The organism is Streptomyces sp. CO7, assembly GCF_053474865.1.
The window spans coordinates 391907-402628 of sequence record NZ_JBRIOU010000002.1; the positions used below are offsets into that span (position 1 = coordinate 391907).

General features: G+C 73.9%; 12 protein-coding genes. 6 read left to right on the forward strand and 6 right to left on the reverse strand.

The genetic code is table 11. From position 1 onward, the window contains the following. The first annotated feature begins 79 nt into the window (after nucleotides 1-79). From urtE to ACOV8S_RS03735, 5 genes are all read left to right on the forward strand, one after another. Entirely contained in the window at nucleotides 80-772 is a 693-nt protein-coding gene (urtE, locus tag ACOV8S_RS03715; protein WP_448317342.1) for an urea ABC transporter ATP-binding subunit UrtE, read from the forward strand. A 236-nt stretch (nucleotides 773-1008) separates the two neighbouring features. Beyond that, nucleotides 1009-1734, forward strand: a complete 726-nt coding sequence (locus tag ACOV8S_RS03720; protein ID WP_448317343.1) for a YoaK family protein — start codon at nucleotides 1009-1011, stop codon at nucleotides 1732-1734. A gap of 138 nt (nucleotides 1735-1872) precedes the next feature. Beyond that, nucleotides 1873-3174, forward strand: coding sequence for a low temperature requirement protein A (locus ACOV8S_RS03725; RefSeq protein WP_448316082.1), 1302 nt, complete (start codon nucleotides 1873-1875; stop codon nucleotides 3172-3174). Between the two features lie 126 nt (nucleotides 3175-3300). Then, complete coding sequence (locus ACOV8S_RS03730) at nucleotides 3301-4800, forward strand: hypothetical protein (protein ID WP_448316083.1); 1500 nt, start codon at nucleotides 3301-3303, stop codon at nucleotides 4798-4800. A gap of 138 nt (nucleotides 4801-4938) precedes the next feature. Next, a complete protein-coding gene (locus tag ACOV8S_RS03735; protein WP_448316084.1) occupies nucleotides 4939-5766 on the forward strand; it encodes a hypothetical protein in 828 nt (275 codons plus the stop codon). Nucleotides 5767-6007: 241 nt separating this feature from the next. Here the strand turns inward: ACOV8S_RS03735 and ACOV8S_RS03740 are convergent, their stop codons facing one another. Together ACOV8S_RS03740 and ACOV8S_RS03745 are read right to left on the reverse strand one after the other, a co-directional pair. Further along, complete coding sequence (locus tag ACOV8S_RS03740) at nucleotides 6008-6361, reverse strand: hypothetical protein (protein ID WP_448316085.1); 354 nt, start codon at nucleotides 6359-6361, stop codon at nucleotides 6008-6010. A 96-nt stretch (nucleotides 6362-6457) separates the two neighbouring features. Next, nucleotides 6458-7225, reverse strand: a complete 768-nt coding sequence (locus tag ACOV8S_RS03745; RefSeq protein WP_448316086.1) for an SDR family oxidoreductase — start codon at nucleotides 7223-7225, stop codon at nucleotides 6458-6460. A gap of 103 nt (nucleotides 7226-7328) precedes the next feature. On the opposite strand from ACOV8S_RS03745, the gene ACOV8S_RS03750 reads away from it, so the two are divergent. Beyond that, the gene (locus tag ACOV8S_RS03750) at nucleotides 7329-7940 is read left to right on the forward strand and encodes a TetR/AcrR family transcriptional regulator (protein ID WP_448316087.1); all 612 of its coding nucleotides are present in this window, start codon (nucleotides 7329-7331) and stop codon (nucleotides 7938-7940) included. Nucleotides 7941-7975: 35 nt separating this feature from the next. Here ACOV8S_RS03750 and ACOV8S_RS03755 read toward each other — a convergent pair whose 3' ends face one another. From ACOV8S_RS03755 to ACOV8S_RS03770, 4 genes are all read right to left on the reverse strand, one after another. Beyond that, entirely contained in the window at nucleotides 7976-8461 is a 486-nt protein-coding gene (locus ACOV8S_RS03755; RefSeq protein ID WP_448316088.1) for a MarR family winged helix-turn-helix transcriptional regulator, read from the reverse strand. 65 nt (nucleotides 8462-8526) lie between these two features. Next, a complete protein-coding gene (locus ACOV8S_RS03760; RefSeq protein ID WP_448316089.1) occupies nucleotides 8527-9435 on the reverse strand; it encodes an NADP-dependent oxidoreductase in 909 nt (302 codons plus the stop codon). Nucleotides 9436-9513: 78 nt separating this feature from the next. Then, complete coding sequence (locus ACOV8S_RS03765) at nucleotides 9514-9948, reverse strand: cupin domain-containing protein (RefSeq protein ID WP_448316090.1); 435 nt, start codon at nucleotides 9946-9948, stop codon at nucleotides 9514-9516. After that, nucleotides 9945-10625, reverse strand: a complete 681-nt coding sequence (locus tag ACOV8S_RS03770) for a cupin domain-containing protein (protein WP_448316091.1) — start codon at nucleotides 10623-10625, stop codon at nucleotides 9945-9947. Before ACOV8S_RS03770 ends, ACOV8S_RS03765 begins: the two co-directional genes overlap by 4 nt. Between the last annotated feature and the right edge of the window lie 97 nt (nucleotides 10626-10722).

The following is a 10722-nucleotide window of genomic DNA, read 5'->3' on the forward strand; positions in this document are numbered from 1 at the left end:
CTGCCACCCCCGCGGCATCCGCCACGTCCGTCACGTCCGCCGCCCCCGTGACCTCCGTGACCGAGGAAGGGTGACGTCCATGCTGGAGATCGACGACGTCCACGCCGGCTACGACCGCACCACCGTGCTGCACGGCGTGTCCGTCACCGTTCCGGAGGGCGGTGTCACCGCCGTCCTCGGACATAACGGCGCCGGCAAGAGCACCCTCCTGCGCGTGGCCATGGGCCTGCTCAGGCCGAGGAGCGGCACGGTCCTGCTGGACGGCGAGGACATCACCCGCCGCGCCCCCCACCAGCGGGTGACCCGCGGCATGGCGTACGTCCCGCAGGGCCAGCAGTCCTTCCCGCACCTCACCACCGCCGAGAACCTGCGACTCGTCGCCGACGGCCGTACGTACGGGAAGCGGGCCGTCGCGGAGGTCCTGGACCTCTTCCCGGCCCTGCGCGAGCTGTCCGGCCGCCGCGCGGGTCTCCTCTCCGGCGGCCAGCGCCAGCAACTCGCCATCGCCCGCGCCCTGATCACCCGCCCCAGGCTCCTCCTCCTCGACGAGCCGACCGAGGGCATCCAGCCCTCGGTCGTGGCCGACATCGAGGAGACGATCCTCGCCCTGGCCCGGGGGCACAACCTGTCCGTCCTCCTGGTGGAACAGCACGTCGGCTTCGCGATGCGCGCCGCCCAGCGGTACCACGTGCTCGAGGCGGGCCGCGTGACGTCCACCGGCGCGGGCGGAACGGCCTCGGAGCAAACCGTCCGGGAGGCCCTCAGCGTGTGAGCACCGGCGGCCCGGATGAGGCGACCGGGCCGAAGGGACGCGGCGGTCGCCGGACGTCCCCCGCGTCGGGCGTCACGGTGTCCGGCGCCCCCGCCCCGTCACCCCAGGTCGCCCAGGTGCACGGCGAGATCGCCTTCCACGGCGTCACGAGCCCGCCCGGTGAGCGGTCTGCTCACCCGACTGGTCCCGCACCGGCCGGCCGCCGCCGGGGGAGTGATGAGGCATCGCGCAGGCTGCTGAATGACGTGCTCCGCACGCTGTGGCCGCGGGGCGAGGAGCTCCACGGCCCGCTGCCACCCCTCCTGCTGGTGCTGACGGTGGCGTCCGGGCTGGTCGACGCGGTGAGTTACCTGGCCCTGGGGCACGTGTTCGTCGCCAACATGACGGGCAACGTGATCTTCCTCGGGTTCGCCCTCGCGGGCGACGACGACCTGTCCGCGCGGGCCTCGCTCGTCGCCATCGCCGCCTTCCTCCTCGGAGCGGTGGCCGGCGGAAGACTCGGCGCCCGGTTCGCCGGGCACCGGGCGCGTCTGCTGGCGGCGGCCACAGCCGTCGAGACGGCACCGGTGGCGGTCACCGTGGTGGCGGCCGCCGTGCTGGACGCGACGTCGACGCCCGGCGTCCGGTACACGCTGATCGTCTCCCTGGCCCTCTCCATGGGCCTGCAGAACGCCGTCGTCCGGCGCCTGGGCGTCCCGGACCTCACCACGACCGTGGTGACGCGGACCCTCGCCGGCCTGGCCGCCGACTCCGCACCCGCCGGGGGCGGGGCCACGCACTCCGGACGCCGGGTGCTGTCGGTGGCCGCGCTGTTCCTTGGCGCCCTGCTCGGCGCGGTCCTGGTCCTCGGCGACCGCCTCGTGGCGGCCCTCGCCCTGGCTCTGGTGCTGCTGGCGGCGGCCACCGCGGCCGCGTACCGCTACCGGACCGTCGACGCGCCCTGGGTTCGGGCGAAACCCTGACGCCCTCTCACCGGGCCTGCCGCAGACGCGCGCGCTCCCACGTCGGTGCTGGTGCCGACGGCCTTCCCGCAGTCAGAACTGCGGGGCCCGGACGCCCGTGGCACGCCGGGGCTCCCGACATGGGGCATCATCTGGCCCATGAGCAACCCCCCTCCCGCCGCCGGCCCGAACGACGACACCGGCCGCAGGCGCGTGGCGGTGCGCAGGGAGCGGATGACCGGCCGGGACCCGGCCGAGCCGGGCCGCACCGCCACCCCGCTGGAGCTGCTGTTCGACCTCACCTTCGTGGTCGCGGTGGGCACGGCCTCCTCCCTGGCCGCCGAGATGCTGGCCGAGGGACACCTGAGCGACGCCGTGACCGCCTTCGGGCCGGCGATGTTCGCGATCGTCCTGGCATGGATCAACTACAGCTGGTTCGCCTCCGCCTTCAGCACCGACGACTGGCTGGACCGGGCGCTGACGATGCTGCAGACGATCGGGGTCGTCGTCCTCTCGCTCGGACTGCCGGCGCTCTTCCACTCCGTCGAGGAGGGGGAGCACCTGGACCTGCGGGTGATCGTCGCCGGCTACGTCGTGATGCGTCTCGCGATGCTCCTGCAGTGGTGGCGGGCCGCCCGCGAGTCCCTGCACCACCGGCGGGTCGCCCTCGCCAACATCCGCTGGACGGCGCTCGTCCAGGTCGGCTGGGTCGCCCTCGCCTTCTCGAGCCCGCCGCTCGCCGTCACCCTGGCCGCCTTCGGCGTCCTCGCGGCGCTGGAACTGCTGGTGCCCGTGTTCGCCCAGGGGAACGCCGGGGGCACGCCCTGGCATCCGCACCACGTCGCCGAGCGCTACGGCCTCTTCGCGATCATCACCCTCGGCGAGGGCGTGGTCGGCACGGTGGCGTCGTCCGGCGAACTGCTCGGCGGCGCCGACGGCACGCAGTGGACCGGTGACGCGATCGCCGTCGTGGTCGCCGGCGTCGGTCTGACCTTCGGCATGTGGTGGGTGTACTTCACCGTTCCGTTCGGCGAGATCCTCACCCACCGCCGCGGGCGCGGCTACCTCTTCGGCTACGGCCACATCCCGCTCTACGCGGCCGTCGCCGGCACCGGCGCGGGCCTCCACGTGGCCGGGCTCTCCCTCGAACACCACGCGCGGATCGGCGAGGTGGCGGTGGTGCTGCTCCTCGCCCTCCCGACGGCCGTGTACCTGGCCACGGTCCACGTGCTGCGCGCCCTACTGCTGTCCGGCTGGGACCGCTTCCACCTGCTGACGACGTCCCTGACCCTGGCGATCCTGGCCGCCGCCGTCCTGATGGCGGCCGCCGGCACGGGGGTCGCGGTCTGCCTGCTGGTCGTCATGCTGGCCTCCTTCGTCCCCGTCCTCGGCCACGAGACCGCCGGCCGCGACCACCAGCACCGCCTGTTGCGCCGCCTCCGCGAGGGCTCCACGCCGTGAAGGGCTCGGCCAGGGCCCGCGCGGCAGGCGAAGTGGCGAAGCAGCCGGCGTCGGGCGGAAGTTGGGGAAGGGTGGCGCCGAAGCGGCGGCATGGCCGTCGGCACGCCGACGGGGCATCATGGAACGATGAGGTTCCGTCGGTGGCGCGCTCAGGAACCCGGTGTCCGCGGCCGGGAGCTGCTGGCCGCCGCCCTCCACAGGAACGACGGACGGGCCCGTGAGCGGATCGATCGCTGGTGGGCGGAGGGTGGGTCCCGCCGTGACGAGGTCTGGCGCGGCGCGTGGTTCCTGCTGACCGAGGCACGCTTCCGGTTCGGCAACCACGAGCAGCCGGATCGGGTCGCACCGGTCCTGGAGTTCCTGCTCGAGGCCGATCCCTCGTCCCCGTACCTGCCGCGGGTGCGGCTGACCTCCTGTCTCCCTCCGACCGCCGCCCGAAACCGGTCACCGAGCGGTGTGTACACCGGCGAGCCGCACGTCGAGCGGCTGGTCCAGGCCGCGCTGGGGTTCCCCGAGCCCGCACTGCGCCGACGTATGGCGGACCTGCTGTCCGTCACCGACCAGCCGGGCCTGCTGGAGGCCCTGGAGACCGCCTTCCGGTCACGTGCGCGACCGGGTCCGACCTATCTCGGCGCGGCGCCGCCCGGCCACGAGACCCGCTGCGGGCTGTGGCACAGGGGCGGCGAGCCGAACCCGTTGCTGCGGATGGTCACCGCCAACCCGCACCTGCCGCGACCGCCCTCCGACCCCGGCGACATCGACCTGTCGCTGCTCCCGCTCCTCAAGGACCGGCCCGAGCTGCTCCCCGCTTTCGACCAGGCCGCCCTGGTCCTGCGGCTGCTGGAGTACCTCGGTACGTGGCTGCCGGAAGAGGTCCACGAACGGTGCCGCCGCGCACTGCGGAACCTGTCGGCCGTCGAGGGGGTCGCAGCGGTCTGTGACCGTGCTGTGCTCGGTGACGCCGAGGCGATCGCCGCGGTCCGTGACGCCGGGTACCGGCCGGCCGACTCCGCCCGGGTGCCCGTGCTTCTCCTGCTCACCGGGCAGTTCGAGGCCTACCGCGAGGCCGATCCGCACGGACGGGTGCTGCAGACGGCGTGCGCCGCCGACGCGTCGACGACTGAGCGGGACGTCGTCGACCGGGTCCTGGCGCTCCTGGACACGGACCTGTCGGACGACGTCGCCGCGGCGGTACGGCGGTCCCTGCGCGACCTCGGCCCGATCGACTCCCCGATCGAGGACCTCCGACGCCTGTTCATGCGCACAGCCCTCCTGGCCCGCGCGGTCGACCTCGAGCCGGAGGCGGTCGCGGCCGTGGCCGACGCGGGCTATCTGCCCGAGGACGACGAAGAGGTGCTCCCGCTGCTCTTCCTCACCGGGCAGTTCGAGCGGTACGACCGCGAGGACCCGGACGGCACACGGCTGAGCGCCCTTCTCGCCGAGCGGCGGTACCGGTACCGGTACCGGTACCGCCGCGAGCACTTCCGGACCGTCGCCCAGCGGGCGGGACGTCCCGATCCCTGGCCGCCCGAGGAGCCGAGGCCGACGGACGGGCGGGCCCCCGGCCGGCACGGGGGCAGTTGGCCGACCAGCTTCGGCGGCGACTCCTACGGCGGCGGCTACTGACCGAGGACCGGTCACCGGAGGCACCGCCCGAGGACGGGTTGTCGGCGCCCCGCGGGAGGATGCCGGACATGCGGCGGCCTTCCCCGGCAGGGGTTTCCCGGAGCCGCCTGGACGAGGGGGTGCGCTGTGGGCCGACCGGTGACGGACGAGGAACCGACGGCGGAGGAGTGGCGGCGACGCCACTACGAGCTGTGGCAGTGGAACGGGCGGCCGCCGGGGGAGGCACTGCGCCGCCGGCTCCGCCACAGCAACGTGCTGGGGCTGCTCGACTACGGCAGCGACCTGGTGCACGACCTCGACGCCGTGGGACCCGCGGTCCAGCGCGCGGTGGCGTCGCTGGCCGCGCGGCGCGCCTGCGAGGCGGCGGGCCTCACCGAGGTGCCGTGGGTCGCCCGGGCGCTCACCGACCTGGCGGAGGGACGTCCGCCGGGGGCGCCGTTCGACGACACGGCCCTGATGTGGCAGACACTGCGCTCCGACCCGGCCGTACCGAAGCGCGCGGTGACCAGGGGCGTCCCTCCCGCGCGGCCGCCGTACTTCCCGCCGCCCCCGGAGCCGACGGGGTGGACGTGGGTTCCCGAGGCGGGGGCGAGCGACGACGACCCGGAGAACACGGAGACCGGCAGGTTCCTGGGCAGGTGGGTACGGACGGCGCCGGCCGACGGGAGGAGGTCACCGTCCGAGTCGCGGGAGGTCCACGTGATGCGCATGGAGGCCCCGGCCGCTGTCCCGGCCCCGGAGATGATCTCCCAGCCGCACTTCGCCCTCCCCGCGGTGCCGGCCGCCGCCGAGGCCGACCCGCTCAAGGCGGCGGTGGAAGCGGTGTGGCACGCGGTGAACGCGTGCGGCGAGCACTGGCCGGAGCTGCTGGACGAGGTCCGGGCGGTCGTTGCCGGGAGTGCCCGCGCGGCGGAGCAGACGTGCACCTCGCTGCGCGGCCGCCCTGCGCAGCCCACCCAGTGGTGACCCGTCGCGCACACGGTCCGCAGCAGTTCCCCACGTGCCTGGTTCTCAGGAGTGGGGCTCGAGGGGCAGGCCTTCGACACCTCCCAGCAGACCAGGGACGTCGACGAGGTGCCGAGAAGACCCGGACCTCCGGTCCGAGCCTTCCGCTGTCCGCGGGAGGTCACCTGCCGCATGCCCCGCCGTGCCGGAACACCGCCCGAGGGCCCGACGGTGCTCCGGCAGCGCGGGAGGAGCGCGGCCGTCAGGCGTGGAGCAGGAGCTCCAGCTCGGACGGCAGGTCCTCGGCGTCCTCGTGCCGCGGTGGGGCGTCGCTGAGCTCGAAGACCCACCGGTGGGACGGGGCGCAGCCGAACGTCTGCTCGAACAGGGCGGGAAGGGAGGGTTCGGCGCTGACTGCCGAGTCCCAGACGAGGGCGAGCCCCTGGAGGTCCGCCGTGGGGTCCGTGATCCACTGGCCGCTCCGCAGCCCGGGGAACGCGTCGGTGAGCGGACCGGGATCCTCGAGGCGGGAGCCGGCCGCTGCGAACGGGTGCGGTCGGGCGGCGCCGACCGCAGCGGTGCGCCTCTTGTCCCACCAGGCGATGACGACGTGCATGGAGCCTCCAGCTGCAGCCTGTGTCTCGTGCGAGTGAGCGTGGTGTCGCCGTCGACACCCGTGCATGGATACGGTCCCCGGGCGGGGCGTCACCGGTCAGAGCTGGGAGCCGCCGGTGGCGTCGACGACCTGCCCCGTCACCCAACGGGCCTCGTCCGAGGCGAGGAAGGCGACCACGTCGGCCACGTCCTCGGGACGGCCGACCCTGCCGAGGGCCGACAGGTCGGCCGCGGCCTTCTCGGCCGCCTCGTTGCCGCGCAGCCAGGCGGCGTTCATGTCCGTGTCGATGATGCCGGGCGCCACCGCGTTGACCGTGATGCCCCGGCCGCCGAGGGCCTTGGCGAGGGTGAGGGTGAAGGCGTCGACGGCGCCCTTGGTCATGGCGTACGCGATGATGTCGGTGAGTGCGATCCGGGTGGCCCCGGAGGAGATGTTGATGATCCGCCCGCCGTCCCGCAGTCGCTTGAGTCCCTGCTGGGTGAGGAAGAACGGCGCGCGCATGTTGACCGCGACGGCCTCGTCGAACGCCTCGGCCGTGGTCTGGTCGATCTCGCCCCGCGGCGTGATGCCGGCGTTGTTGACCAGAATGTCGAGGCCGACGTCGCCGGAGTGCTCCAGGATCTGACGGTCGTAGCCCTCCCAGAGGGTCTCCACGTCGCCGGGCCGGCCCAGCTCGGCGCGGACCGCGAACGCGGTTCCGCCCGCGGCGCGGATGACGCCGACGGTCTCCTCGGCGGCCGCGGCGTCGCGTCCGTAGTGCACGGCCACCACCGCCCCGGCGCCCGCGAGCCGTTCGGCGATCGCCCGCCCGATCCCCCGGCTGCCACCCGTCACCAGTGCCGCCTTGCCCGCAAGCGCACCCATGACCTCTCCTTTTCCGTGTCGAGATTTCCGTGTCGAAGTTCTGTAGCGATGACTACGCAAATACCTTACATGAATTCTCTAGCGATCGCTGTAAAATTCAGGCATGACGACGACGGCGAAACGCGGCAGGCCGCGGAGCTTCGACCGGGAGGCGGCGCTCGTGCGGGCCACCCTGCTGTTCTGGCAGCACGGTTACGAGGGCACGTCCATCTCCGACCTGACCACCGCCATGGGGATCTCACCGCCGAGCCTGTACTCGGCCTTCGGCGACAAGCGCGCGCTCTTCTCCGAGGTCGTGGAGCGCTACGGCAGCACCTTCGGCGCGTTCATGGAGAGCGCGCTGGACCGGGAGGACGACCCCCGCGCCGGCTTCGCGAGGATGCTGGACGAAGCGGCGGTGTCGTACACCTCTCCGGAGCACCCCGCGGGCTGCCTGGTCATCAGCGCGGCGACCAACTACTCCCCGCAGACGGCCGACGTCGAGCGGACCCTGCGAGAGCGCAGGGTGGCGAACGTACGCTCCTTCGAGGCGAGGCTGAAGGACGCCGAGGCCGGCGGATCACTTCCCGAGGGGACGGACCCCCGGGCCCTCGCGGTGTACTTCGCCGCAGTCGTCCAGGGGATGTCACAGCAGGCGCGGGACGGGGCGACCACCGCCGAGCTGCGGCGCGCGGCCGAGTACGCCATGGCGGCCTGGCCCGAGCCCCCGGCCTGAGGTCGCCTCGCCCCGGTGCCTCCCGGAGGACCGCGTCACTCGGGGAACGGAGCCTGGTCCGTCCGGCACAGGCGCGCCACGAGATGCGCGTACCTCTCGTCGAACCTCAAGGTCCGCATGGAGAGCGACAGTTCCCGGTGAAGTGTCTGGCAGGCACGGTTCCACAGGTCCAGGCCGGTCTCCGTGGCCGTGACGCGGCTGGCCCGCCGGTCGCACGGCCAGGCCACCCTGACCGTCCGTCCCGCACGTTCCAGCTGCGCGAGCACGCGGCTCGCCGCCGAGACGCTCACCCCGAGCCGCCGGGCGACACCGCTCACCGACACGGATCCCGGGTGCTCCCTCGCCAGCACCCCCAGGGCCATCAGCTGCCCCAGGCCGATCCCGTGGCGGCGCGTCAGCGTGTGGTCCAGCCTCCCCTCCAGCAGGGAGAACATGGGCACGATCCGCTCCCACAGCCGTGAGGCGGTCTCCGCGTCGGAGTCGGACACTTCGTTCTCGTGTGGCTCGGTCAGCTCGTTCACGGATCACTGTCCTCGGTCTTCACGTTCCGTCTTCCGGTGCGCGGCGAAGTCACCAGGACGCGTCGTCAGGGGAGCAGGAGCAGCTTGCCCCGCACACCGCCGGCCGCCAGCCGGCGGTGCGCCTCGGACGCATCGGCGAAGGAGAACTCGTCGGCGGTGCGCAGCCGCAGTTCTCCCGCGTCCACCAGTGCGGCGAGCTCGGAGAGCCCTCGGCCGTCCTGCTCCACATGGGAGACGGCGACCTGGACGCCGCGTTCCGCCGCCGGCGCCCTGGTCGGAACGATGGAGACCGCACGCCCGCCGTCGCGCACGGAGCCGATCGCCCCGGGCAGTCCGGCCGTCTCCAGCAGGCCGTCGACGCCCGCCACCGGAAGGTTCGCCTCGTCCACCACCCGGTCCGCGCCCAGGGCGCGCGCCTGCTCCTCGTCCCGGGCGGACCGGACCTGGGCGACCACGGTCAGACCGCGCCGACGGGCGAGCTGCACCGCGAGGCCGCCGACCGAACCCACGGCGCCGGTGACCAGCACCGAGCCCTTCTCGGGCAGGGCGAGGAGGTCGAGCGCCTGCCGGGCGGTGAGGCCGGCCAGCGGCAGCCCGGCCGCGTCGGTGAGCGGAACGGAGGCCGGTGCGTGCGCGACGATGTCCGCCGGCAGGGCCACGACCTCGGCATAGGTCCCGCGGCCGGTGGCCATCTGCGCCGACATCGCCACGACGCGGTCGCCGACGCGGAAGTCCGTGACGGCGCCGCCCACGGCGGTCACGGTTCCGGCCAGGTCCCAGCCGAGGACCATCGGCGGTTGGAATCCACTGTGTCCGGCGTGCCGGCCGGCGCGGGTCTGCAGGTCGACGGGGTTGACCGCGGCCGCGGCGGTACGGATGAGAACGCCGTCCAGGTCCGGAGCGACTGGTTCCGGCGTCTCGGAGACCGACAGCCGCTCCGGGCCGCCGTACGTGGACAGGACTACGGCGCGCATGGGCCTGCTCGCTTTCGTGGGTACGCGGGTGAGCGGAACGCGCGGCGCGCCACGGCGGACCGTGACGCGCCGCGTCCTTCAGGTTCGGACCAGCTCGGGTACGCGGGGCGGCAGCCGGTCGGCGACGGAGGCGGCGAGCACCCTCACGGTGATCACCCGGACCTCGCTGCGGTCCGCCGCGAGCCGCGCCGTGCGGCCGTGCGGCACCAGCGCCAGCTGCCCCGCCCGTACGGCCCGGTCGCCGGTCTCCGTGGTGAGCCGCAGCTCACCCTCGAGCACCAGCAGCGCCTCCTCCACCCCGTGCCGCGGGGTCGCCGTCAGCACGGCACCGGGCGGGAGCAGCCAGTGCTCCACCGCTTCGCACTCGCTGTGCAGCATCCCGCGGCGCACCAGGCACGTCCACGCGGCCGTGACGCCCGCGTCGAGGCCGGGGTCGAGGCCCGGGCCGGTGTCGGGGCCGGGGTGGGGGCCGACCACGCCGCGCACCGCCTCGGCCACCGTCGAGACGATCACGACGCCTCCTCGGGACGCCGGGGCAGGGCCAGCGTCACGATCAGCAACCGCAGCGCGGACGCCGCCTCGACCGCGGTGGACGTGCCCGCTCCCAGAGTGACGCAGGTGTCGGACGACAGGGTGGCCGTGGCGTCCCCGGAGGTGGCCCGGCCCTCGCCCTCGTGCACGAACACGGCCAGTTCCGCGTCGGGCGCGCCCAGGACGGTGCGCCCGCCGGGCTCCAGTTCGACGACCTCCACCTGGCGCAGCGGGCCGGTGAAGACGCCGTCGGTGGAGACGGCCCTCTCCTCGAAGAGATCGTGGATGATCACATCGCCCATGGGGGGAACTCCCGGGTGGGTCGTAGCGGTTCCGGACAGGACGGCGTCGGTGCCGGGTGCGAGGGTTTCGACGACCCACCAGTCGAGGTCGGCCTCACCCGTGTTGCGCAACCCGTGCACGTTCCCGGGGCGCGTCAGGGCGAGCGAGCCCGGACCGACGGGGTGGGAACCGCCGTTGTAGAGGAACTCTCCCCGTCCGCGCAGGACGAGGTAGATCTCCTCGGTGCGGGTGTGGCGGTGCTCTCCGCTCAGGCCCCCCGGAGGGACGGAGGCCCACTCGACGGCCTCGGTGGGGGAGGCCAGCTGACGGCGGCCGGCGAAGCACTTCCAGCGCGTGCGCCCGGCGGCTCCGTGCACCCCGTGGACCGTCGCGGCACCCGCCACCGTGCCGATCGAGCGGAAGGAACGAGGGCTTCGGTCCGCCGGAGTGGCGGTGGCCGGCGCCGCTGGGCGG